This window comes from Lacipirellula limnantheis (assembly GCF_007746075.1).
In the GTDB taxonomy this organism is placed as follows: Bacteria; Planctomycetota; Planctomycetia; order Pirellulales; family Lacipirellulaceae; genus Lacipirellula; species Lacipirellula limnantheis.
In genome coordinates, this window is record NZ_CP036339.1 from 1,804,857 (window position 1) to 1,829,487 (window position 24,631).

23 protein-coding genes are annotated in these 24,631 nt (G+C 61.6%); 12 read left to right on the forward strand and 11 right to left on the reverse strand.

The features are described from left to right. Positions 1–59: 59 nt before the first annotated feature. The 11 genes from flgK to I41_RS07060 all read right to left on the reverse strand — a co-directional run bounded on the left by flgK (position 60) and on the right by I41_RS07060 (position 10,491). Positions 60–1,757: a flagellar hook-associated protein FlgK gene (gene flgK, locus I41_RS07010; protein ID WP_145431871.1), complete on the reverse strand. Its 1,698-nt coding sequence runs from the start codon at positions 1,755–1,757 to the stop codon at positions 60–62. A gap of 118 nt (positions 1,758–1,875) precedes the next feature. Beyond that, the gene (flgN, locus tag I41_RS07015; RefSeq protein ID WP_168206749.1) at positions 1,876–2,373 is read right to left on the reverse strand and encodes a flagellar export chaperone FlgN; all 498 of its coding nucleotides are present in this window, start codon (positions 2,371–2,373) and stop codon (positions 1,876–1,878) included. A gap of 56 nt (positions 2,374–2,429) precedes the next feature. Beyond that, positions 2,430–2,810, reverse strand: coding sequence for a rod-binding protein (locus tag I41_RS07020; protein WP_145431873.1), 381 nt, complete (start codon positions 2,808–2,810; stop codon positions 2,430–2,432). A gap of 126 nt (positions 2,811–2,936) precedes the next feature. Then, entirely contained in the window at positions 2,937–3,998 is a 1,062-nt protein-coding gene (locus I41_RS07025) for a flagellar basal body P-ring protein FlgI (RefSeq protein WP_145431874.1), read from the reverse strand. 46 nt (positions 3,999–4,044) lie between these two features. Further along, entirely contained in the window at positions 4,045–4,746 is a 702-nt protein-coding gene (locus I41_RS07030; RefSeq protein WP_145431875.1) for a flagellar basal body L-ring protein FlgH, read from the reverse strand. A gap of 26 nt (positions 4,747–4,772) precedes the next feature. Further along, positions 4,773–5,816, reverse strand: coding sequence for a flagellar basal body P-ring formation chaperone FlgA (gene flgA, locus I41_RS07035; protein ID WP_145431876.1), 1,044 nt, complete (start codon positions 5,814–5,816; stop codon positions 4,773–4,775). A gap of 12 nt (positions 5,817–5,828) precedes the next feature. Then, positions 5,829–6,635, reverse strand: a complete 807-nt coding sequence (flgG, locus tag I41_RS07040; RefSeq protein WP_145431877.1) for a flagellar basal-body rod protein FlgG — start codon at positions 6,633–6,635, stop codon at positions 5,829–5,831. Positions 6,636–6,759: 124 nt separating this feature from the next. Beyond that, complete coding sequence (locus I41_RS07045) at positions 6,760–7,518, reverse strand: flagellar hook-basal body protein (protein ID WP_145431878.1); 759 nt, start codon at positions 7,516–7,518, stop codon at positions 6,760–6,762. Between the two features lie 246 nt (positions 7,519–7,764). Then, positions 7,765–8,718 (reverse strand): hydroxymethylbilane synthase, encoded by a 954-nt coding sequence (hemC, locus tag I41_RS07050; RefSeq protein ID WP_145431879.1) that lies wholly within the window; start codon positions 8,716–8,718, stop codon positions 7,765–7,767. Next, a complete protein-coding gene (locus I41_RS07055; RefSeq protein ID WP_145431880.1) occupies positions 8,718–9,650 on the reverse strand; it encodes a DUF502 domain-containing protein in 933 nt (310 codons plus the stop codon). The genes hemC and I41_RS07055 overlap by 1 nt, the downstream gene beginning before the upstream one ends. Before the next feature lie 76 nt (positions 9,651–9,726). Then, positions 9,727–10,491 (reverse strand): ComF family protein, encoded by a 765-nt coding sequence (locus tag I41_RS07060; protein ID WP_168206750.1) that lies wholly within the window; start codon positions 10,489–10,491, stop codon positions 9,727–9,729. A 176-nt stretch (positions 10,492–10,667) separates the two neighbouring features. Here I41_RS07060 and I41_RS07065 point away from each other — a divergent pair, with 176 nt between their 5' ends. From I41_RS07065 to I41_RS07120, 12 genes are all read left to right on the forward strand, one after another. Then, a complete protein-coding gene (locus I41_RS07065; protein WP_145431882.1) occupies positions 10,668–11,798 on the forward strand; it encodes an LptF/LptG family permease in 1,131 nt (376 codons plus the stop codon). A 162-nt stretch (positions 11,799–11,960) separates the two neighbouring features. Further along, entirely contained in the window at positions 11,961–12,395 is a 435-nt protein-coding gene (locus tag I41_RS07070) for a peptidylprolyl isomerase (protein ID WP_145431883.1), read from the forward strand. A 216-nt stretch (positions 12,396–12,611) separates the two neighbouring features. Beyond that, a complete protein-coding gene (locus I41_RS07075; RefSeq protein ID WP_145431884.1) occupies positions 12,612–13,745 on the forward strand; it encodes a GNAT family N-acetyltransferase in 1,134 nt (377 codons plus the stop codon). 117 nt (positions 13,746–13,862) lie between these two features. Beyond that, positions 13,863–16,133, forward strand: a complete 2,271-nt coding sequence (locus I41_RS07080; protein ID WP_145431885.1) for a hypothetical protein — start codon at positions 13,863–13,865, stop codon at positions 16,131–16,133. A 121-nt stretch (positions 16,134–16,254) separates the two neighbouring features. After that, a complete protein-coding gene (locus I41_RS07085; RefSeq protein WP_246133871.1) occupies positions 16,255–17,547 on the forward strand; it encodes a 3-keto-disaccharide hydrolase in 1,293 nt (430 codons plus the stop codon). A 268-nt stretch (positions 17,548–17,815) separates the two neighbouring features. Next, on the forward strand, positions 17,816–18,193 hold the full coding sequence (locus I41_RS07090; RefSeq protein ID WP_145431886.1) for an NADH-quinone oxidoreductase subunit A: 378 nt from the start codon (positions 17,816–17,818) through the stop codon (positions 18,191–18,193). Next, positions 18,184–18,780: an NADH-quinone oxidoreductase subunit B gene (locus tag I41_RS07095; protein WP_145431887.1), complete on the forward strand. Its 597-nt coding sequence runs from the start codon at positions 18,184–18,186 to the stop codon at positions 18,778–18,780. Before I41_RS07090 ends, I41_RS07095 begins: the two co-directional genes overlap by 10 nt. Positions 18,781–18,978: 198 nt before the next feature. Continuing rightward, positions 18,979–19,467, forward strand: a complete 489-nt coding sequence (locus I41_RS07100; RefSeq protein ID WP_145431888.1) for an NADH-quinone oxidoreductase subunit C — start codon at positions 18,979–18,981, stop codon at positions 19,465–19,467. 147 nt (positions 19,468–19,614) lie between these two features. Then, positions 19,615–20,835 (forward strand): NADH dehydrogenase (quinone) subunit D, encoded by a 1,221-nt coding sequence (gene nuoD, locus I41_RS07105; RefSeq protein ID WP_145431889.1) that lies wholly within the window; start codon positions 19,615–19,617, stop codon positions 20,833–20,835. A 23-nt stretch (positions 20,836–20,858) separates the two neighbouring features. Then, the gene (locus I41_RS07110; protein ID WP_145431890.1) at positions 20,859–21,332 is read left to right on the forward strand and encodes an NADH-quinone oxidoreductase subunit NuoE family protein; all 474 of its coding nucleotides are present in this window, start codon (positions 20,859–20,861) and stop codon (positions 21,330–21,332) included. A 130-nt stretch (positions 21,333–21,462) separates the two neighbouring features. Beyond that, a complete protein-coding gene (nuoF, locus tag I41_RS07115; RefSeq protein WP_145431891.1) occupies positions 21,463–22,800 on the forward strand; it encodes an NADH-quinone oxidoreductase subunit NuoF in 1,338 nt (445 codons plus the stop codon). A 97-nt stretch (positions 22,801–22,897) separates the two neighbouring features. Further along, positions 22,898–24,577 (forward strand): 2Fe-2S iron-sulfur cluster-binding protein, encoded by a 1,680-nt coding sequence (locus I41_RS07120; protein ID WP_145431892.1) that lies wholly within the window; start codon positions 22,898–22,900, stop codon positions 24,575–24,577. Positions 24,578–24,631 lie beyond the last annotated feature (54 nt).

Below are 24,631 nucleotides of genomic sequence, written 5' to 3' on the forward strand. Positions count from 1 at the left end.
TATTGCAAAATCGGGCTGGGCGCCGGGGTCGGGGCGACCCGGCTCGCTTCGTGCCGTACTCACAGCGACACCAGGATGTCCATCAAGTCGGAAAGCGTGGATATGTAACGGGCGGAGGCTTGATAGGTGCGCTGGAGCATGATCATGTCGATGGCTTCTTCGTCGAGATTGACCCCGCTCACCGCCTGGGCGTTGGCTTGCAGCGTTTGCTCGAAGACTTTGAATCCTTCTGTTTTCGAACCGGCGACCGTCGCTCCCTGCGCGACCTCGTTGATTAGCTGATCGTACAGTCCCGTTATCGAGCCGCCGTTGAGGCTCGCGAGTCCGCCGTCGTGCAGGGCGATTAGTCGCTGGGCGTTCTCGACGTTAACGCCGATGCCTTGGGACGAGGCGGCGAATTTGGAGCCGTCCGCCGCGACGACGTCGTTGACGGACAGGGTGGCCGCGTTGGACCCAGTGAAGAAGCTATTGATCCCGATCGCCGCCAGGAGCCCGCTGGTGTCGTCGGCGAAGGCCAGACGCGTTTCCGCGCTCTCGGTCGAAAGCTTTAAGCGGTTGTCGGCGGTGACCTGAGCATTGACGCCAACGATGCCGTTGATTTGATTGACGAGCGACGCGAGCGACGTATCGTCTTGCAGGCCGTCGAGATCGACGTTGATCGTGTGCGTCTCGGTGAGCTTGGTGGTCGTGTTGTAGACCAAGAGCTTAAATTGGCCGTTCACCGGCGTGAACGGGAGGCCGGCGGCGTCGAGGCTGAGCGCGGGGTCGGACACCGCTTCTTGGCTCGTGACGCTCTGGAAGCCGGTGGCTCCTTGCCCTTGGGAATAAACTTTGTTGAACTCGTTCGCCAGCGCGCCGGCAAACTCGTCGAGTCGATCGAGGAAGCCGCCGACAATCGTGTCGCGGGCCTCGTAGATGCCGTGGAGTTCGCCGCCGGAGACGTACAGCGGGCTATTGTTCTCGGCGAATTGGATCGTGGCGACGGGGCGGCCGTTTGAGGTGGCGTAGTCGGTTTTGACCTGTCGTGCGGTGCCTTCAAAGACGAGCAACTCGCCTCCGACGGTCACATTGACGGCGCCGACCTTGTTTTCCGTGACGGAGACGTCGGCGATTTCAGCGAGACGCTTCAGCGCTACGCCGCGTTGACTGCGAAGGGCTCCGGCTTGACTGGCCGTCGGATTTCCGCCCTCTAGCGAAACGATCTGGACGTTGAGCTTGCGAACCTGTTCCGTGAGCGTGTTGATTTCCGAGGTGAGGTTATTTACCTCGATGCCGAACTCCTCGTAGGCCGTATTGACGCGACTACTCAGCGTATTGATCGTCGTGGCGAGGGTTTTGCCCGCCTGCACCGCGAGGTTGCGGACCGACATTTCCTCGGGCTGATTGACGACTTCATCGATGCTGTTGAAGAAGTTGGTCAGCTGCGTGCTGACGTCGGTGTCGGAGAGCTCGCCGATGATCGACTCGAGATCGCGGTAGACTTTCTCCTGGATTTCGGAGCTCGCGCGGTCGCCGGCGACGCCGCGAAGACGGTCTTCGATGAAACCATCGATGTTTTGAACGATGCCGGCGATCTCGACGCCAAGACCAAGCGTGAGGTTGCCGAGCTTCTGGACAGGGGCTGGCGCGTAGAGGACGCGTTCGCGGATGTAGCCGGGCGTATTGGCGTTGGCAATGTTATTGCCGACGACGTGCAGGCCGATTTCCATCGCCTGCAGCGTATTGCCCGCCATCTGGATGGAGCCGAAGATCGACATAAGACGCGGCCGACGAGGTTACGGCGAAGCGCGCGACGAGAAACAACGCGACGCCGACGAACGATGCGCGACTGGCGTCGCAGCTCGTTCGCGGTCGTGGCTAGATTCTCGGCGCTTCCTAGACTGCCTGATCGATGAGGGCGCCGCCTCGTTCGATGACGCGGCCCTTTCCATATGTCGGCTGCGAACGGCCTCCAGTAGCAATGATCTCCAGTAATTGTGACAGGTGCAGCACGGTGCGCTGCACGGCGACCCACTGGGCCAGGCACTCGTGACGAATCAATTCGGCGCGTTGCTTTGCTTCGGCGACAGGCGTTTTCAGGGCAGATGCGGCCGAACGGGGCAGGGCGGTGGCGAGTTCTTCAATCGAATGCGACGGCAGCCCTGCGGCGTCGGCCTGCCGCAATAACTCTTGCCGGCGCTGCTGGCATGCTTGCAGTTCGGCGGCGAGTTCGCCCTCGCGGGTCACCAAATCGGATAAGCCTTGGTGATCGCGACGAACGATCATCTCGCGCTTCGTCGACAGCAATGACAGCAGTTCCTGCTGTGCGGTCGAAAGCCGCTTGAGCAGGGCGGCAAGTTCCGATTCCCAGTGGAGCGGCGTCACGGCAATCACGAGCTGAATCCTTGTGGAAGCCCCAGGCTCCGCCGGCGGCTACTAATGGAGTTGGCTTAGCGGCGGCGGAGAGCATGGAGGTCGGTGAGCGACGCCGCGGCCTGCTTTTCGGAGTCAGCGATTAGAGCCGCCTCTTTCGGGAACTGTCGCCGGAACATCGCCGCGGAGAGTTCGCCGCCGTTTGCTTTCGACATTTCATCGCCAAGTTGATGATCGAGTTGTTGTTGAAACACGTTTTCGGCATTGCCGCCGTGAAAGTATGCTGGCTCGCCGACCGTGCTGCGCATGGCCTTGAGCATCTCGCCATAGAAGCTTTTGCCGACGAAGTCTTGAAAGGCGCCTTGCAACTCGCGCGCATTGTCCAGCTGCTGGCTGGCGGTCGTGACCGTCGGCCGCAGCGGCTTGATATTGGCGGTGGCATTGAGGTTAATTGGCATGGCGGTGAGCGATGTTTAGCAGCGAAGCTTTTTAAATGGCGTCAGTTGTCAGTGGTCAGTTGCTAATACAAGCAGGAGGGTGGCGGCTACAGCAGCAACGGACTATGGACAATTGACCACGGACCGTTACTCGACAATCAACCGTCCATGGAGCTTGCCGCTGCGAGCAATCTCCTTGATGATTTCGATCCGATCCTCGTTGGGCACCTTGATTGAGTTGAGCGCGTCGACGAGGGCGTCGAGCTTCGTGGAATTGACTTGCTCGGTGCCGATGGGGGTGAACCCGGGCGGATCGCCCGCTTCGATGACGACGTTGTTGTGCGAGATCACCACGTCGCCGATCGTGACGTCGCCGCTAATGACGATCGTGCCCGTGCGCGTGTTGATGATGACGCGGGCTTCGGGTTCGGCGGAGTAGATGTCGACGTCGAGGACGTCGGCGACGAACGCCACCGGGTTGTTCTGGTATTCCTGCGGAATCCGGACGACGATGTTCGAAGCGTTCACGGCCTGCACGAAGCCGTCTCCCTCGCGGGAATAGAGCTTATGAATCGAGTCGACCACTTCGGTAGCGGTTTGGAAGTTGGCGTGATGTTCTTCAAGGATCAGCGTAACGCAGCCGTTGTGGACGAAGGGAGTGAAGATGTCCTCTTCCATCTGGCAGCCCCCCTTGATGAAGCCGACGTTGGGCGACTCGGGATCTTGTAGATGGACGCTGCCTTCGCAGAGGCCGTAGATGCGGCGGTCCTGCGTGTGGGGGCCCTGGAGGGCGGCAAACGCGAGACGGCCGCCATCCAGGCTTTTGCCGTTGATGCCCATGACGTAGCAATCGATCTGGTCGCCGCGACGGGCGCCCGTGGCAGGCACCGTCGCCGTGACCATCACCATGGCGACGTTCTTCACCTTCTCAAGATCCTTCAAGCCGCTGCGACCGCCCAAGGGAACTTCGGGGACCGGGGCGCCCATGATTTCCATTGCTCGAGCGAGGGCGCGCATGGTGGCCGGATCGTTCGCTTCGCCCGTGCCGTTGAGGCCGACGACCAAGCCAATGCCGCGGAGCGTGTTCGTCTCTTGTCCTTTGACCCGGACGATGTTCCGAAGCACCGTTCTGGCGTGGCCATCGGCGGCGTCGCCGCAGAGAGCGGCAATCGCGAGGACGAGCAGTAGAAGCGAGCGGTGGAGTTTCATGAGATTGCGTCGAGATTCGATGAAAAGGCAGTCGGCGGCGGCAGCTCTAGAAGGGCTTGTAGCGAGCGTAGAATTCGGAGAACCAGCCCCGTTCGTAACCCTCGCGGACCATGCCAACCTCTTTCTTCTTGATATTGAGGTTGACGATCGAGTCGGTCGTGACCGTTCGATCGGGCTGAATTGATTCGCGACTTACCTCGCCGCTGAGGAAGATTTTCCAGTTCTCTTCGTTGTTCTCGACGTTCCAATTGGCTTCGATGTAGAGGTTCCCATTGGGGCGGATGTCGATGACTTCGCCGGCGATTTTGAACGACATCGCGTCGCGAAGCTCCAGGTCGGACTCGGCTCGGTACTGGCTGTTATTGATGCCCGAGACGCGCGGGTCGCCGGCGAGCTGCGGCGCGAGGCGGATCGATTTGCCGTCGAACGCGAGCCAGCTGGTGAGGGCCTGATTGATGAAGGAGTTTTTGCGCTGTTCCGCGTCGCCTTCGCTGATCATGCGCGTGCGGTAGTCGACGATGACGGTGAGCGTATCGTGCAACTGCACCTCGCGCGGGCGATGGTCGGCCGGGAGTTCGCGGAACATGAAGGAGCCGTTTTCCATCGTCAGAGCTTGCTGCTTTTGCGATTGGACAGGCTCCAGCAACAGGCTGCTGTCTTGGGCTGACGCGCCGCCTACGCCCAGCGTCGCCGAAGCGACGAGGGAGGCGGCAAGGGACGAGCGGCGAATGGTCGGGTAGCGGTTCATGAGGGGGTTCCGATAAGAAAAAGCAACTATTGCGCCGGAGCTGGATTGGCGGCGAGTTCGTCTGCCGAGGAGCCCGCGGTAAAGATCTCGAGCTCGCGGACGCCGACGACGCGCGCTGCGTAGCGTTCCTTGCTAGCAAGCGATTGGACCATCACGAGATCGCCCATCCCGCCATCTTGCTGGGCCATGGCGTACGTTCGTACCGAGACGCCGGCGGCGCGAGCCCGGATGCTCACCCGCTCGTTGCGGCGCACAATGACGGGGGTGCGAATCTGATTGAGTTGGATGATCGAGTCGGGCCGTATCCCCTGGATCGCTTCCCGACCGACGACCGCTTCGAGCGACGCGGCGGATTGCGAGGGGATAGCACCAAGTTGGGGGCGAAGTTCGACGTCGCTGCGGCGCACCAGATCGCCGCGGCTAATCGGCTGAACCGCCACGATGGCCAGATCGAGGCGATCGATCTTCGCGTAGATGAGCGTCAGCGGCTCGTCGGCGGGGCCCAGGAGAGTCAACCGCTGCCGACCGGTCCAGGGTGCTTCGCCGCCGCTGAGGCGAATGCTGTCGCCCGCCTTGTCGGCGAAGTCGGCGAGCTTGGCATCCGCTTCAACCTTCACGTTCCACAGGTCGTGGCCGGTTTGGGACTGAACGTATTGCTTGACGGCAGCGGAGAACCGGTCGGAAGCAAGCTGGATGTCTTGTTCGGTGCGAATCACCGGACGACTGGGAGCGCGCCGTGGCTCGTCTTTCCCGACGGCAGCCTCGGGAATGACGGAGACGATGACCGTTCCGCCGAAGCGGATATCGCCCACATCGATGCCGCGCGAGGCGACCAAGTCGCGAATCTCAGCCAGCCGCAGGTACTGTTGCGTCCCCGGAGCAGGCGTTGGAATGAGGGGCGTCGCGGCGAGTTGGCTGCGGACAGCGTCGTCGTCCGCCAGTACGTCGGCGACGTCGCCCAACAGTACGACCGATCCGCGGGCCTCCACGCGCGGACGGAGAATCACCTCGGTCGCAGACGCTGGCGCCGCGGCGATGAGTGCGGCGAGGATGACGAGCAATCGTGACATGGCTAGGTTCTGTTAGTAACGGCGGAGATTCGAGGCGACTTGCATGATCTGATCGCCGGTCTGCACGACCTGGGAATTGAGTTCAAATGCCCGTTGGGTGGTAATCAGGTCGATCAACTCCTGCACGGGCTGGACGTTGGAGGCTTCGAGCGTCCCTTGCCGCACGGTGCCCATGCCGTTGGAGCCAGGTAGCCCGTCGACGGGGAAGCTCGAAGCGTCGGTCTGGCGATAGAGGTTGTCGCCGAGCTTGATCAGGCCGTCGGGGTTGAGAAACTGGGACAGCAAGATTTGTCCGGCGTTCTGCAGCGACGGGTCGGAGGCGGTGCTGTACTGAACCTGTCCATCGGTCGTGATGACGATGTGAGTCGCTTCGATCGGAATCGAGATCGGAGGGTCGATCACGAGGCCGTTCTGAGCCGAGCCGAGCACCACCTGGTTGTTGGCGTTGATGCCGAAGTTGCCGGCCCGCGTGTAGAGGGTACCGCCGTTGGTGGCGTCGTTGACGCGGAAAAACCCTTCACCTTCAATGGCGAGATCGAGCGGACGGTTGGTGGTTTCGAACGCGCCTTGCTCGTAATTGGTTTGGGTGCTGGAAACGCGGGCGCCGAGGCCGACTTCGATGCCGGTCGACGTGATGTTGCCGTCGGCGTCGAGGGCCCCGGGGTAGCGAATCTGGCGATAGAAGAGGTCCTGGAAGTTGGCCCGATCTTCCTTAAACGCCGTGGTGTTAACGTTCGCCAGATTATTGGCAATGACGTCGAGCTTGGTCTCGAGGGCGTCCATGCCGGTGGCGGCGGTGTAAAGGGTTTGAACGCTCATGGCAGTGTCGAGAGTTGAGGAGTTTTGTAGCCCCCGGCTACGCCGGGGGGTGACGCCACATGGGGCGACGAGTACCGAAATGGTTGCCTACCCCCTGGCGGAGCCAGGGGCTGAGATTTATGGATTACGATCGCGTCGAGAGGAGTCGATTCACCAGTCCGCTGATCATGTTGTCTTGATGCTGAATCATGCGGGTGTTGGCCTCGTAGGCCCGCGAGGTTTCGATCATTGCCATCATCTCGCGCGTGGGGTTGACGCCCGATTGTTCGAGATAACCTTGGCGAACGTCGCGCTCTCCGTCGACCACCGGAGTCACCGGCGCGAGCGGGCGAAAGAGGTTGTTGCCCATCTTGACGAGGTCGCCGTTCGATTGCGGCTTGGCGAGACCGATTTCGGTCCATTCGCCGTTCTGCACGATGTTGCCGCCAGGGTAAATCTCCCAGCGGCGCGTGTTGTCGATGAGAATTTCCGTGCCGTCGGTGCTGAGGACCGGCATCTCGTCCTGTGTGATCAGCCGGCCGTTGGCGTCGATCGTGAAATTGCCGGCCCGCGTGAGAAAGACGTTGCCGTCGGGGGCCTGGACCTGAAAGTAGCCGTCGCCGTTGATCGTGAAGTCGGTCGGGATATCGGTCTGTCGGAGGCTCTTCGACTCGAAGTCCGTTTCGACGTCGATGATTTTGACGCCGCCGCCGACGTCATTTTGCGTGCCGCTGTGGGGATAGTCGCTCTGCTGCTGGATCGCCTGAGCGAAGCGCGCCTGGAAGATGGGGACGTCGCGCTTGAAGCCGACTGTCTCCATGTTCGCCATGTTGTTGGCGATCACTTCGAGCCGTTGCTGTTGAGCTTGGGCCCCTTCGGCGGAGATGTACATGCCGTAAGGCATCGTTCGACCGTAGTGCAGGCGTTGCCCCCCTGCATGTCGATGGGACGGACTCTATGCACGCGGCGTGCCGCGATTCGTTCCCAAGGAAAGCCTGAAGTTTTCGCGACGACGGAGCAATCGATGAAGCTAGCAGGCTAGCGGCGCCAGCGGCAGAAGGCGCCGATCGGCGCCGATTGGCGATCGGCAAAGTTTGCCGCAAGCAGGGCCCGGCGACGCACCTGCGTGTCATCGCTGTGACGAACAGCTTTAACCTTGTTTGGCGGCGAGGATGATCGCCTCCGCGCCGAGCATGCGTAGCTCATCTGCCACGGCGAGGCCCGCTTGTTCGGCAGCGGCCACGGCGTCCCCGGGCTCGCCGGCGGGGAGTTCGGCGACGATCGCGCTTCGGACCACTTCGCGGCCGTCGAGGCTCGCAACCAATCCATCGATCCGCAGCGTCTGGCGGTCGACGCGGCCCCAAGCCGCAATGGGAGCAGAGCAACCTCCGTGCAAGGCGGCCAGTACGGCCCGTTCGGCGACGACGCCGAGGCGGGTGAGCGGATCGTTCAAGTGAGCGACCATTTCCAGCGTCGGGAGATCGTCGGCACGGCATTCAAGCGCTAGTGAACCTTGACCTGGGGCCGGCAACATGCGGGGCGGTTCGAGGCGGTCGGTGATCCGAGCGGCCCAGCCGAGGCGCGTGAGGCCGGCGGCGGCCAGGACGATGGCGTCGAATTCGCCATCGTCGAGTTTGCGGAGTCGTGTATCAACATTGCCGCGGATGCCGGCGACGTGGAGATCGGGACGGAGGTGAAGCAGTTGCGCCCGCCGGCGCAAACTTCCGGTGCCGACGCGGGCGCCGGGGGGAAGATCGGCCAGCGACGCGGCGGAGCGGGCTACCAAGGCGTCGGCGACGCTTTCGCGCGGCGGGGTCGCGGCGAGGACGAGCCCGGCGACTTGTTCGGTCGGCAAATCTTTCAGACTGTGAACTGCCAGATCGACCTGGCCGGCGAGCAATGCTGCTTGGATTTCCTTGGTGAAGACGCCTTGCGTGCCAATCGAACCAACGGGGCCAAGTTGTTCCACGTCGCCCCGGGTAGTGATCTCGACGATTTCCACGGCCGCACCGAGTCGGCTCAGTTCCGCGGCGACCCAATCGCTCTGCCAGCGAGCCAGCTTGCTGGCGCGGGTGCCAATACGCAGCGGGCGATCGAGCGGCATCAGGTTTCCGGATTGGGGGCCGGCAGCGGAGGCGTGGCGGGAAGCTGGCGGAATGACGTCGCCTTGTATCCTTGTTGCGGCGGAGTCACGACGCCGCAGCTCATGATGTATTGTAACGCTTGTTCCATCGTGATGTTGAGGTCGATGGTTTCGCTGCGCTTCACGGTCGCGGTAAATCCGGTGAACGGCATTGGCGAGGTCGGCACCAGCACCGCAAGGACGGGCTCGTTGGCGGCGCATGCGATATCGAGGAGGCTTTCGCCGGTGACGAACGCGAGTTGCCAAATTCCCTTGCGAGGGTATTCGATCGCCACGATGCGGGTGTAGGCGATCTCCGTTTCATTGAACATGAAATCGGTCACTTGCTTGACCGACGAATAAACGTTGCGGATCAGCGGCAGTCGCGTGACCCCCCGTTCGAACTGCGTCCAAAAGAAGCGGCCGATGCCGGCAGCCAGAAATTTCCCCAGTAGGTAGAGCGTGAGGATGAAGACGCAGAGGAAGATCGGTACGACGATTCGTCGCTGCAGATATTTGTTCTGGACGTAGACCTGATAGACGCCGTCGGCGGTGGCGGGCATGGGGGCCTTGCCGACGGCCTCGGCCACTTCGTCGTAGTCGGCCGCCGGGATGTACTGGCCGTCGGCCGTTTGGCGATAGGCCACGCCTTCGATCAGCGCCCGGCCCTTCACGGGTTGGTCGGCGGGGACGAGGTCGGCGGGGATGATGCTCTTTTCGTGATAGTCGACGAGCAGCGTCCGCGCGCCATTTTCTAAGGGGACGAGGAGGTACTCGGCGACCGTGTTCCAGACCCACAGAATGATGACGATCGTCAGCAGCGGCGGGAGCAAGATGCCCAGGCCGCGCACGATCGCTCGACGAAACGGATCGAGCGCGCTCGCAGATTTCGTCGTTGGCTGCGGGGAGGACATGAAGGAAGGAGGAAGGTCGAAGGGGGAGGGGGGAAGGGTTTTAAGGCGGGGTTGGTTTGGCGGATGCTAACTCGCTTTAGCCGCCGGCAGGGGTACGGGCGAGGACCAGCACCGTGACGTCGGCGGCGCCGGCGCGGCGCAAGACGCGGGCGGCTTCGCTGCAAGTGGCGCCGGTCGTCAGAATGTCATCGACGATCAGCACCCGGGCGGCCGCTAAATAATAGGATGCACCTACAGCCATTTCTCCCGCCAAATTGCGAAATCGTGCGGGGCGTGATAATCCGACCTGCGGCGGCACATTCCGCACAAGCCGCAACATCTCCCCGGCGCACGGCGCCTCCAGGCGTTCGGCAAGCCGACGGGCGAGCATCTGCGGCGCGTTTGCGCCGCGTTGCCAGCGCCGCCAACGATGCATCGGGACGGCAGTGACGACGTCGATTCGCAACGCCAGCAATTGCTCGCGTAGCCGTTGCCAAGCCAAGTCGGCGAGTGCTCGGGTGACGACTCCTTGGCGGTCGGCTTTTGTGCGCATCACCAGTTGACGGAGCAATCCCTCATAGCTGCCGAGCGCAATGGCGCGATCAAAGCGGAGCTTGTCGCCTCGACAGCGGTTGCAGGCGAGATCAACGCCATTAGTTGAAGGAACTGGCGCGGCGCAGCGCGGGCAGACCCGCCAGTCAATCAGTTCAAGCTTTGTTTCGCAGTCGCTGCAGAGCGATAGTTCGCGCTGGCCGTCAGCCAAGTCGCGATAGCAGGCGATGCACTTGGCGGGGAAGACGAGGTCGAGCCCGGCGCTCAAGGCGTCGCGCCACCAGGGCGGTTTGGTCAGTGGTCCGGGCATAAGGTGCATTCCGGCGGCACGATAAAGGCCTCTCCGGGTAGATATTCTGCGGCCGCAATGTGGGCGGTGCAAGCAAATACCCCGGGATTCGCAGCCGGGCGCCGAGGTTGACGCTAGCAGCCGGGCTCGACTACTCTCCGCGGCTTCCGTTCCCGCAGGATTCTGGCGCGAGTGCGATGTTTATCCTCAACCGATATCTGCTGCGGCAATTCTTGCAGGTCTTTCTGATCTGCTTTTCGAGCCTCACCGGACTGTACATCGTGATCGACGCGTTCGGTCACCTCGACCACTTTTCGTCGTACGCCGAAAAGGGGGGCAGCCTGTTTGGGGTGATGGCCCAATACTACGCTTACCACAGCTTGGCGTTTTTCGACGGCACGAGCGGCATTCTCGCAATGATTTCGGCGATGTTCACGGTGACCTGGCTCCAGCGTCATCAGGAATTGACGGCCATCATGGCCGCGGGCATTTCGAAGATGCGGATCATGAAGCCGATCCTGTTCGCCGCGGCGGGCGTCAGCCTCCTCGGCGTGGCCAATCGCGAGCTCGTGATCCCGCGCGTTCGCGACGAATTGACGCGTGATACGAAAGACCTGGGAGGCGACGCGGCGCGTGACCTGGAACCGAGATTTGATCGAAACGGGATCCTGATCGGCGGCGAGAAGATTATCCTTGGCGAGCGAAAGATCCTGAAGCCCGCCTTCGTCTTGCCCGCGGAAATGGCTAAGAGCGGCCAGCAACTCGTCGCCGCTGAAGGTTACTACAAAGACGCCGCCGAGGGACGGCCGGCGGGTTTCGTCCTCACCGGCGTCACGGCGCCAGCGCGAGTCGATCGCATGACCTCGGTGTTGATCGGAGACCAGCCGGTCATCGTCACTCCCCAGGACGTGCCGTGGTTAAGCGCGAACGAGCTGTTCGTCGTGAGCGACCTACCCTTCCCGCTCCTGGCCAGCGGCTCCAACTGGCGGAAGTACGCCTCGATCGGCGAACTGATCCACGAATTGAATGACCCTGGAGCTGACTTGGGCGCCGACGTCCGTGTGACCGTCCACACGCGGCTCGTGCAGCCGCTGATGGACGGAACGCTTTTGATGCTCGGATTGCCGCTGATGTTGTCGCGGAGCAATCGCAACATCTTTCTGTCCATTGGGATTTGCATGGGCGTGGCGACGGCGTTTACGCTCATTGCGCTCAGCTGCCAATCGCTCGGCGCGGTGAACATGCTGCGGCCGTCCCTGGCGGCGTGGTTGCCGCTGATGATCTTCGTGCCCGTGGCGGCCGGGATGAGCCAAACGCTGCGGACCTAGAATTCCGACTGCGGCGGCAGGCGAGGCGAACAGCCCAATCGATGCTAGGTGGGTTGAGAATCGCGGCGGCGAAAGATAGGCTGGGTCTCCTGCAAACTCGTAGCTGCGCGCGATGACCTCGGCAGCGACCGGAACTTATAGACATCTGACTTGGGAGCTGCCATGAAAGTCGCCACCATGACCACGAACAAGGGCGTGATTCGTCTGGAACTGTTCGCCGACAAGACGCCCAAAACGGTCGAAAACTTTGAAAAGCTCGCCAAGAAGGGCTTTTACGACGGGCTCAAATTTCACCGCGTAATCGAAGATTTTATGATCCAGGGGGGCTGCCCTGAAGGGACCGGCACCGGCGGCCCTGGCTACAAGTTCGCCGATGAGTTTCATCCCGATCTGAAGCACTCGGGACCTGGCATTTTGTCGATGGCCAACGCTGGCCCGAATACCAACGGATCGCAGTTCTTCATCACGCACGTGGCCACTCCTTGGCTCGACGGCAAGCACACCGTGTTCGGCAAGGTGCTCGATAAGGGTCAAGACGTGGTGAACAAGATCAAGCAGGGCGATAAGATTGAGACCCTCGTCATTTCCGAGGAGTAGATTGGCGAGTCGGGTGCACGATATCCGCCTGTTTGTTCTCGTGCATGCTGAGGCGGAGCGAGTCGCACGAAACCCTCGTGAGACGTCGCTTCACGGACTTCGCGCGATTTTGCGGGCTGTAGCGTCGGCGCCGAGTGCGAGCGCGTAAGCCAAGCAGCGAGCTATCCTTTCGCCAAGTGAAGGTTAGCATCACGTCTCTGCGCTGCACGACCGACAATGCTCAAAGTCCGCGAGATTAATCAACTCACCGAACTCTCCACGCTGCGCGAAACTTGGAGCCGGTTGCTGAAGGCGACCCCCAGATTTTCGTTCTTTCAGACCTTCGAGTGGTTGGAAGCGGCCTGGGGACACTACCCGCAGCAGCGACTGCGGGCGGTGATCGTCGAACGCGACGGCGACGTCGTCGGCATCGTGCCGTTTTGCGTCCGCACCGAGCGGCGCCGCATCGGCGCCGTGCGCGTCTTGACCTATCCGCTCGACGATTGGTCGACGTTCTACGGCCCGATTAGCGCCGAGCCGACCGTCGTGATGAAGGCGTCGCTCAAGCACATTGAAGCGACGCCCCATGACTGGGATGTTATCGATCTTCGCTACGTCGATCAGGCGGCGGCGGAATACATGACGATCGGCGAAGCGTTCCGCGAAACGGGCAACCGTTTCTTCATCCGCCCGCGGATGGAAGTTCGCTTCTGCAGGATGGACGACGGGTGGAACCAGTACGTTGAAAGTCGCTCGCGCAACTGGCGACGACAGATGCGACGCGACATCGAGGTATTGGAGAAAGCGGGACCGGTCGAGATGCTGCGGTATCGACCGGAAGCGGGAGGGACAGGTCGGGACGCCCGCACGCTGGAAATATACGCGATCTGCGAACAGATTGCGGCCAAGAGCTGGCAGGCCGAGGCGGAGTCGCAAAGCACCCTCTCGTCGCCGCGCGTACGCGATCTGCTGCTGGAATTCCACTGCCGGGCTGCGGCGCTGGGGATGCTCGATACGAACATCCTCACGGTTGCCGGCCGCCCGGTAGCATTCAATTACAACTACGTCGCCGAAGGCAGGACTTACGGCTTGCGAGCTGGGTTTGACCCATCGGCGGAGATGGAACACTGCGGGCGGATTTTGCTCTACAAGATGCTCGAAGATTCGTTCGCCCGCGGCGACGCCGAATACAGCTTTGGGCCGGGGAGGCAAGCTTACAAAGATCGCTTCGCCACCGAGTTGCGATGCGCCTATACGTTTCGCAGCTACTCGACCGCGACCATCAAGTCTCGCGTGATGCAGTGGCGGGAACGCGTTGTCAGCAGCCTTTACTCGGAGCAGGAGTTGGCTGAGAAGAGTCTCGTCGATTGAGTTGGCGCCTGCCGCGCGGGGCGAGCGCGGCAGCGGCGGGCTGCTTGACCCCGCCTGCAGCATCGACCAGCATGGCAGCGAGGCGGACGCGCGTCGCTTGTCTTTGGGGGCGGATCGATGCTCAATCTTTTCTCAGCGTTGTTGCTGTCGGCGGTGCTGCCTGTGGGCGAGTCGCCTGCAGCGCTGCCGTTGCCCCATTTTCCGGACCGCTTTCATGCGTTCGTCTGGCGAAATTGGCAGCTGACGCCTATCGAGCGAATGGCCGCGGCGACGGGCGCATCGCCCGACGAGATCCGTGCCGTCGGCAAGTCGATGGGATTGTCGGCTCCGCCATCGATTTCGGCGGAGCAGTGGCGGCGGTCGTACGTCACGGTGATCCGCGCCAATTGGCACCTGCTGCCGTACGATCAGTTGCTCAAACTGCTCGACTGGTCTGCGGAGGAACTCGCGTTCACATTGCGCGAGGATGATTTCCTGATGGTGAAGTTGGGAAACCTGAAGCCGCAGTGCGAGACGCTGGCGTATGCGCCGCCGGACGCGGCGACGCGCGCGCGGGCCAAGGAGATCGCGGCGATCTTGACCGAAGCGTTTCCGGAGCGGGTCGGCCAGTTGCAGGAGCCGCTGTTCGACTTCGTCGAGGAACTCTCCGCGCCCGTTGCCGGCGAACCGACGCTGCCGGCGGCTCAGACCGCCGAAGCGCCGCGGTATTGCTACTCATACTTCGCCTTGTACGGCGACCCGCTGCTGGACGACGATCTCGACCCCTATCCCGATGGCTACCTAGCTCGGCTGCGGGCGAGCGGCGTCAACGGCGTCTGGCTGCAGGGGGTGCTGCCGAAGTTGACGCCGTTTCCGTGGGAGCCAGCGCTCAGCGCGGGATATGAGACGCGACTGAAAAACTTGGCGGCGCTGGTGGCGCGAGCCAAACGTCACGGGATTGGCGTCTACCTCTATCTCAATGAGCCGCGGTCGATGCCGGTGGAGTGGTTCGACGCACACCCCGAGTTGAAAGGGGTGACCGAAGGCGACTATGCCGCGCTCTGCACGAGCCATCCCGAGGTGCAGCGATATCTTCGCGAAGGGGCCGCTACGATCGTGCGGAGCGTGCCCGACTTGGCGGGCATCTTCACGATTTCAGCGTCGGAGAATCTCACGAGTTGCTGGTCGCACTATCAAGGGAAGTCGTGCCCCCGCTGCAGCGGCAGAGCTCCCGGCGACGTGATTGCGGAGGTGAACGCTCTGATCGGCGAGGGGGTGCGGTTGGCAGGTTCGTCGACGCGCATGATTGCCTGGGACTGGGGGTGGCAAGACCAGTGGGCGGAGGCGGCGATCGCGGCGATGCCGGTCGAGAACGCCGTGATGAGCGTCAGCGAGTGGAGCCTGCCGATCGAGCGCGGAGGCGTGAAGGCGACTGTCGGAGAGTATTCGATCTCGGCAATTGGGCCGGGACCGCGAGCTGAGCGGCAGTGGAAGGCGGCCAAGGCGCGCGGTATGCCTGCCTTTGCCAAGTTGCAGGTCGGCACCACTTGGGAACTAGGTTCCGTTCCCTATCTGCCGGCGATGATGAACGTTGCGGAACACATGGGGCGGTTGCGCGCGGCGAACGTCGACGGCGTGATGTTGGGCTGGACGCTGGGGGGATATCCTTCGCCTAATCTGGAGACGGCGTCGCGGGTGCTTCAGGGCGAATCGCCCGCGGAAGCGCTGCAGGCGACCGCGACGCGACGGTTCGGAGCGACGCATGTCGCTGGAGTATTGCGCGCTTGGCGAGAGTTTAGCGACGGGCTTAAACAATACCCGTACGACGGCGGCGTCGTGTACAACGGGCCGCATCATGTCGGGCCGGCGAATCCGCTGTGGGAGCGGCCGACCGGCTACCGCGCGACGATGGTGGGAATTCCTTACGACGACGTCAACGGGTGGCGCGGGCCGTACTCCGCGGAGATCCTCGCCAAGCAGTTCTCGCTGGTCGCTGATGGGTTTGACCGCGGAGTGAGCGAACTAAAGGCGGAGCGGGCGACGGCAGACCAGGATGAGTTTGACGATGCGCTGCGACGCGAGGAGAGCGTCGGCGAGGCGGCGGCCATTCTGTTTCGCAGCGCCGCCAACCAGACGCGGTTCGTGCTCGCCCGCGATCGCCTGGCGACGCTCGGCCCGGACGACGATGCGGGGCCAACTCTGCAGGAACTTGAAACGTTGTTGCGGGCAGAGATCGAGCTTGCTCGGCGGCTCTACGCGGTGCAGTCGAGCGATTCCCGCATCGGCTTTGAAGCGACGAATCACTATTTCTTCACGCCGCTAGATCTGGCGGAAAAGGTGCTGAATTGCCGCGATTTGCTCGACCGGTGGCTCCCTGCGGAGCGCCATCGGCTGGCGGATTTGCGGTAAACGTCGCTCCTGGGACCGCGTTGCAGGGGGCGGGTTGAATCGCCGCCGCTTTCGCCCCGCCCGCGGGCGGGGGTATATTGGCAGCTTGGTTTGCCACTCTGACCTGGGAGTACCTGCCGTGATGGTTGCACGACTTTCCGCCGCGATGGCCTGTTTGATGATGTTCGTTGCGGTTGCGACCGCGGCGGAAGAGAATCAGCCGCCCAAGGGGTTTACCGCCCTGTTTGACGGCAAGGACTTGAAGGGATGGAAGGGGGGCTCGACGGCCGACCCGCGGAAGATCACGCCGGAACAGCAGGCGGCGTGGGACAAGGAAATCCCACAGCACTGGAAGGTGGAGGATGGCCAACTCGTGAGCGACGGTCACGGCCCGCACCTCGTGACCGACAAGGACTACGGCGACTTTGAGCTGTGGGTCGATTGGAAGCTCTCGCCCAAGGGAGATAGTGGCATCTATCTGCGCGACACTCCGCAGGTTCAACTCTGGGATCCAACGAACGAGGAAGCTCACCAGCACGGATCGGACAAGGGATCCGGCGGCCTCTGGAACAACGAGAAAGCTGATCGCTGGCCCAGCGAAGTCGCCGACAAGCCGATTGGCGAGTGGAACCGCATGTACGTTCGCATGGTCGGCGACAAAGTGACGGTGGTGCTGAACGACAAGAAGGTCGTCGACAACGTGGTGCTGGAGAACTTTTTCGATCGCTCCCTGCCGGTGTTTCCGAAGGGAACGATCCAATTGCAGACCCACGGCAGCGAGACGCGCTTCAAGAACGTCTTTGTGCGGGAAATTCCGGCCGATGAGGCGGCGAAGTTGCTCTCGGATATTGGGGGGGGGGAAGAGGGATTCGTGCCACTGCTCAATGGCAAAGACCTGTCGGGCTGGATCGGCGCGACCAAGGACTACGAGATGGTCGACGGCGCCGTCCAGGCGAAAAAGGGGGCGGGCGGGAATCTGCTGACCGATAAGGAGTACGACAATTTTGTCGTGCGGATGGAATTCAAGCTGCCGCCGGGGGGGAATAACGGGTTAGCGATTCGGTCGCCCGGTCCGGAGGCGAATCCTGCGTTTGAGGCGATCGAACTGCAGGTGCTCGACGACTCGCCGGAACATTACCCCGATCTCCAGCCGTACCAGACTCACGGCAGTGCCTACGGGCTGGCCCCCGCTGCGAGGGGGTACCTACGCCCGGTCGGAGAGTGGAATTACCAGGAGACGATCGTCGACGGCGACCAGATTGAGGTCCACCTGAACGGCCATAAAATTCTTGACACTGATCTGTCGGAAGTGACCAAGGAGCCAGTCGATCACCAGCCGCATCCGGGTGCGAGGCGGGCAAAGGGGCATTTCGGGTTCGCCGGGCATGGCGATCCGGTGGCCTTCCGCAACGTGCGGATTAAGGAATTGAAATAGAACGGCGGAACTCCTGAAGGATTTATGGGGAATGCTGCATGGGGAATGGGGAGACTTTTCCGGCTGACCCCATTCCCCATGCAGCATTCCCCATTCGTCTTGCCGCAACGGTCAGTCGTTAAGCGGCGGCGGAGGGCGCGAGTCCGATGCGCTCGACGCGGCTTGTGGCGATTCGCGACTTCGGTCTAGAATGGCCGGCTCAAGCAATGCAGGCGTCAGGCGATCGGATGGTCCTGGCCCCTAGCCAACGTCGTCCCACCTCAAGCCCATGCCCGATTTCCCCCCGCTGTTCGTCTACGCCATTATTTTAGTTGGCTTTGTGCTGACGAATCTGGCGCTGACGCATCTGATTGGCCCCAAGAAGCGAACGCCCGTTAAGGACATGCCTTATGAGTCAGGCATGGATCCCGTTGGCGACGCCCGGCAGCCTTTCAACGTGCGGTTCTGCCTGGTTGCCATTTTGTACCTCGTGTTCGATGTGGAACTGCTGTTCCTGTATCCCTGGGCGGTGAGCGCTTTCAGTGACGAAGGCGGAATTCCCCTGGAACTGCGAGGCACTGTGTTCGGCATCATGCTCGCCTTCATCGCCACGTTGGTCATCGCTTACATCTACGCGTGGCGGAAGGGAGTCTTCAAATGGCGGTAGGTCTGCCCGAAAACGTCTTTGTGACGAAGCTCGACGCGGCGGCGAATTGGGCCCGCAGCAACAGCTTGTGGCCGATGCCGTTCGCAACCGCTTGTTGCGGCATTGAACTAATGGCGACTGCTTCGTCGCGCCATGACATTGCGAGATTTGGCGCCGAGGTGATGCGGTTCAGCCCGCGGCAGTGCGACCTATTGATTGTCGCGGGCCGCGTGGCGATGAAAATGTTGCCCGTGCTCCAGCGGATTTGGCTGCAGATGCCCGAGCCAAAGTGGTGCATTTCGATGGGCGCATGTGCGTGCACGGGGGGCGTGTTTGACACCTATGCGGTGGTGCAGGGCGTCGATCGTTTCATTCCCGTCGACATGTACGTGCCTGGATGTCCGCCGCGGCCGGAGCAGTTGATTGCCGCCGTGATGGAGATGCAGGAGAAGATCAAACGGACCGGCACGATTACCGGCAAAGAATTTGCGCAGCGGACCGCGGCCACTGGACCGCAGCCGTTCGACGTGGATGAATTGCGGCGCCGTCGCGAAGTGACGCCAGTGCCGGGGCTGGAAATTTACGGCCAGCCGACGGTGCAGCGATAAGCATTAAAGACCTTAAGTGCCAAGGCGCCAAGACGCAAAGGAAGACACGAAGCAGGGGAAATGCGAACTATTGAGGAATGTTGATCTGCGCCAATTATGACAATCTCTATCAGCGAAGATTAGCGTTTTAGGATTCTTCTTGGTGTTTTGCTTAGTGCCTACGTGTCTTAGCGGTTCAAATCCATTAGAAGTCAGTTCATGCCAAGCCTGGAAGAGATTCGAGCGAAGTTCGGCGACGAGATCGAGGAATCAACGTTCCGCGACAATCGCCGCGTCATCGTGCCGGCAGAGCGGGCGTTCGCGCTGCTCGCTTGGCTGAAGGAGCAGGGCTTCAACATGTTGGTCGACCTCACCGCGGTCGACTATCTGGAGTATCCGAAGGCGGTCGATCGCTTTCACGTCGTCTATGCGCTGCTGAACGTCGATAGCGGCGAGCGGCTGATTGTGAAGACGCCGCTCAATCCGCCGGAGTTGGAATTACCGACGGTAACGACGCTCTGGATGGGCGCCAACTGGATGGAACGGGAAGTTTACGACATGTACGGGATCGTCTTCGCGGGGCATCCAGACTTGCGTCGCATCCTGATGCCGGATGAATTCACGGCCTACCCGCTGCGGAAGGATTATCCGCGCAAGGGATATGGCGAGCGGCACAATTTCCCGGTGATCACGCGTTCGGAAAGCTAGCCGAAGGTCAGACGCGTCGACTTGGCTGGCGAGTTGGATTGGATTGAACGACGGTCTGGCTCGAAGGCAAGCCGGGCCCGCATCGTGATGCCGTGAAGGTGGAAAACCGAGCCTACAAACAGGCGGAAAGCCTGACATAACGAAACAATGCCGCTCGCAGTATCAGACGCCGCTGAAGTCGAATCAGTTGACCAGGAATACCTGTGGACGCTCAACTTTGGGCCGCAGCATCCGGCGACTCACACGACGCTGCGCCTGGTGCTGAAGCTCGACGGCGAGAAGGTGATCGACGCCACGCCCCACATCGGCTACCTCCATAGCGGTTTCGAAAAGCTCGGGGAGGATCTCGACTTCAACCAGTATGTGACCATCGTCGATCGGATGAACTACATCTCGCCGATGGCCAACGAGATCGCCTGGCATCACACGGTTGAGAAATTGCTGGGGCTGGAGTTGACGCCGCGTTGCAAGTATCTCCGCACGATCCTCGCGGAGTTGATGCGGCTGCACGACCACTTGCTCTGCTGCGGCGCCCAGGCGCTCGATCTTGGCGCCTTTACGGCGTTTCTTTACGCGTTCACGCAGCGCGAGAAGATTTACGATCTGGCCGAGTACGCTTCGGGACAGCGTTTTCACGCGAGCTACACGCGCGTCGGCGGCGTGATGTTCGACGTAAACTCCGACTGGGCCGCTCAGGTGAAGCGGTTCACCGAGGGGTTCAAGCCGGTCCACGCCGAGTTGCACCGCTTACTCACCCGCAATCGGATCTTCATCGACCGCTGCAAAGGGATCGGCGTTCTCACGCCCGAAGATGCGATCAATTTGAGCGTTACGGGCCCGCTCGCCCGAGCGAGCGGCGTGGTGCGCGATCTCCGCAAAGACGAACCTTATCTGGCGTACGGCGACCTCGACTTCAAGGTTGTGTGCGCCAAGGGCGGCGACGTCTACTCGCGCTATCTCGTCCGCATGGCCGAGATGATGGAGAGCATCAAGATCATCGAGCAGGCGATCGAAAACATCCCCGATGGACCGGTGAACGTTGACGCCGTGACCGACATCGTGCTGCCGACGAAGCCAGCCGTGTACCGCAGCATTGAGGGGCTGATTCAGCACTTCGAAGTGTTGATGCCGAATCGCGGCTTCCCGGTGCCGACGAACGAGGTTTACGGCGCCACCGAATCGCCTAACGGGGAACTTGGCTTCTACCTGGTTGGCGACGGCAGCAACCGCGCCTACCGTTGCCGGACGCGGCCCCCCTCTTACATCCATTTCTCGATCTTCCCGCACCTGATTCGCGGGCATCAGCTCAGCGACGTTGTGGCGGTGTTGGGGAGTCTTAACATTATCGCCGCGGAGTTGGATCGCTAACTCGCGCCCAAGTGTTCAAAACGATGCCAGTACTTTCAGAACAAATACGCGAGCGAATTCGGGCCGAGTTCCCGAAGTATCCCGACCGCCGAGCCGTCACGCTGCCGGCGCTCCACATCGTCCATGATGAGTTGCGCCAGGTTTCGCCTGAGGCGATTCGGGAGATATCGGAATTACTCGAGATCCACCCGGCTGAGATCCACGACACGATGTCGTTTTACAATTTCTTTCGCGAGCCTGACCGGCCGTTGGGGAAGCGGCGGGTCTGGGTCTGTCGGAGCATTTCCTGTATGCTTCGAGGCGGCGAGGAATTGCTGGAAAACCTGTCCCACAAGTGGCACGTTGGTCCTGGCCAAACTTCCTCCGACGGATCGGTGTCGCTCGAGTACGCCGAGTGCCTGGGAGCGTGCGAAGGAGCGCCGTGCATCCTCGTGGATGACGAATGCCACATGAACGTCTCGGAGGAAGACGTGGAGAGGATCGTGGGCAAGCAGTAGCCCGTACGGCGGCCGTTGCGACGGGCCGTCCTCCATCGAACAAGTTAGCCAAGGGTTCAGGGTTTGGGGTTCAGTGAAGACTGAATTCTATTTCCCTGAACCCCATACCCCGAACCCTGTACCCTCTCTGATGCCTTCCTTTGAACCAGTCCTGTTGGCCCGCATTGCCAAGCCAAACAGCGCGAAGCTCGAGACGTACCGCGCCGACGGCGGCTACAAGGCGCTGGAGAAGGCGCTCGGCATGCCGCCGGCCGACGTGACGAACATGGTGAAGGATTCAGTTCTCCGTGGTCGCGGCGGCGCTGGCTTCCCGGCGGGGCTGAAGTGGACCTTCCTGCCGAAGGACCATCCGGGGCCGATCTACCTCTGCGTTAACGCCGACGAGAGCGAGCCAGGAACGTTCAACAATCGCATCCTGATGGAGCTCGATCCGCATCAGTTGATCGAGGGCATCGCGATTGCATGCCATGCGATCAAGTCGGAGAAGGCGTTCCTTTATCTCCGCTACGAGTATGGCCGCAGCTATCGGGTGCTCGATGCTGCGATTAAGGAATGCTACGCTGCCGGACTGCTCGGCAAGAACATTCTCGGCAAGGAATTCAATCTCGACATTGTTCTCCATCGCGGAGCGGCCGCGTACATTTGCGGCGAAGAAACAGGATTGATCGAAAGCCTCGAAGGAAAACGGGCCTGGCCGCGGATCAAACCGCCGTTCCCGGCAATTGAAGGCCTGTTCCGCAAGCCGACGATCGTCAACAACGTCGAAACGCTCTGCTGCGTCACCCACATCCTCAATCGCGGTTCGGAGTGGTTCAAGTCAATCGGCGTTCCGCCCGACCCGAACAATCCCCGCGACATGGGGAGCTACGGCCCGAAGCTGTATTGCATCAGCGGCCATGTGAACAAACCGGGGTGCGTCGAGTTGCCGCTGGGCGTTACCGCTCGCGAGCTAATCGACGAACATGCGGGCGGCGTGTGGAAAGGCCGCAAAGCGAAGGCGGTTGTGCCGGGCGGCATCAGCATGGGTTTCTTGTCAGCCGACGAACTCGACACGCCGCTCGACTTTAACGGTCCGGGCAAAGCGGGTTGCCTCGGCCTCGGCACCGCGGCGGTGGTGGTCGTCGACGACCAGACCAGCATGGTCGACGTCCTTTACAACTGCTGCAGGTTTATGTCGCACGAGTCGTGCGGCCAATGCACGCCTTGCCGTGAAGGAACGGCGTGGATGACGAAGATTCTCGAGCGGATTCGCGCCGGTCACGGCAAGATGGAAGACCTCGACACGCTGACCGAAGTCGCCGGTTCGATGGGCATCATTCCCGGGACGACGATTTGCGGGCTGTCGGACGGCGCCGCTTGGCCGGTGAAGAACGCGATCAAGAAGTTCCGCGGCGACTTTGAAGAGTATATCGCTAGCGGCCGGCGGTCGGTGACGAGCGCCCAAGAGTTAATGGCGGGCGCGCACTAGGCCAGAAATCAATGCGGCTCACTCCGACGGAATACCGACCGAAATTGAACGAGACATCAACCACGCAGCCTCTCCCCCTGCGGGCGAGGAGTTTGTAATGCCGACGGCAATCATCAACAACCAGCCGCTGGAACTGAAGCCCGGGGAGCAACTCAATTGCATCCAGGCGGCGCAACGGATCGGCTACGAGATTCCCTCCTATTGCTGGCACCCGGCATTGTCGGTCGTGGCCAGTTGCCGCATGTGCTTGGTCGAAGTGGGCGACACGAAGCCGGACGGCACGGTGGTGATGCAGCCAAAGCTCGTTCCCGGATGCCAGACGCCGGTCAAAGAAGGAACGGTCGTTATCGCCAACAGCGAGAAGGTGAAGGCGGCCCAGAAAGCAACGCTCGAGTACCTGCTCCTGAATCATCCGCTCGATTGCCCTACCTGCGATCAGGCGGGCGAGTGCTTCCTGCAGGACTACAGCTACAAATACGGTCGGGGATACAGCCGGCTGCAAGAGCCGAAGAACATCAAGCCCGACAAGGACCATATCGGCGCGAACATCACGCTGTTCACCGATCGCTGCATCATGTGTACGCGGTGCGTGCGGTTCACGCGCGAGGTGAGCGGCACGTCTGAACTGCAGGTGGTGTCGCGGGGCTCGGCTGAGCAAATCGATATTTTCCCGGGCATGCCGTGCGACAACAAACTAGCGGGCAACGTCGTTGACCTCTGCCCGGTTGGCGCTTTGTGCAGTAAGGACTTTCTGTATCAACAGCGCGTTTGGTGGTTGAAGACCACCAAGAGCGTTTGCCCCAATTGCAGCACCGGCTGCAGCGTCGACGTCGACCAGAACGAAGACCAACTCTATCGCCTGACGCCGCGCTCGAACCCGATATCGCAGGGCGACTTCATGTGCGACGAAGGCCGCTTCGGCTGGAAGTACATCCATTCTGATGAGCGGCTTACCTTTCCGGCCCGCCGGAAAAACGGCGAAGTCCGCACCCGCGACTGGGACGACATTATCCCCTCGCTGCAGAAGGCGCTGGCGAAGGCCGTGGCGAAAGCCCCCGAGAAGTGCGCGGCAGTCTTCTCGCCCTGGATGACCGTCGAAGAAGCCTTTATGCTCGCCGCCTACCTTCGCGGCTTGTCGCCGAAGGTGAAGCTGGCGCTCGGACCAGTGAAAACTGTCGGCGAGGACGATACCTATCCGAAGGACTTTTACGGCAAGCCGATCGAGCCGGTGAAGTTCACGATTCGGGCTGAGAAGGCCCCCAATCGCCGCGGCGTCGAGATGGTGCTGAATCACTTCGGCGGCTCTGCGACGACGCTGGGCGACCTCGCGGCCGATGGCGCCGCGGGCAAGCTCGAAGCGATCTATCTCGTCGGCGGCGATCCGGCCGGCTGGCTCGAACCGCATCAAGCGGCTGGCCTGAGCAAAGCAGCGCTGGTGATTTTGCAAGACTTCCTGCCATCGGCGATCAGTGATCGCGCCGACTTTTTGCTCACGGGCGGTTCTTTCGCCGAGCGGGACGGCAGCTTCGTGAACTACAAGGGACTTGCACAGGAAATCGGTCGCGCGATTCGTGGACCTGATGGAACGCGACCAGATGGCCGCATCCTCTGGGACCTCACGGGTCGCAAGGGATTGTTCAATCCAGCCGCGATTCGCAAAGAGATGGCCGAGAAGATTCCGGCGTTCGCCGCCTTCAAGCAGGGAGCGCTGGGAGAGTTCGGCGTGCTGCTCAATGAGCATGGCGCGCCGGAAGCGCATGTGGTGGCGAAGACGTAGCTGAGGACTTAATAGCGCTGTTCGAGTATCGAAGGCATGACAGCCTGATTGCTG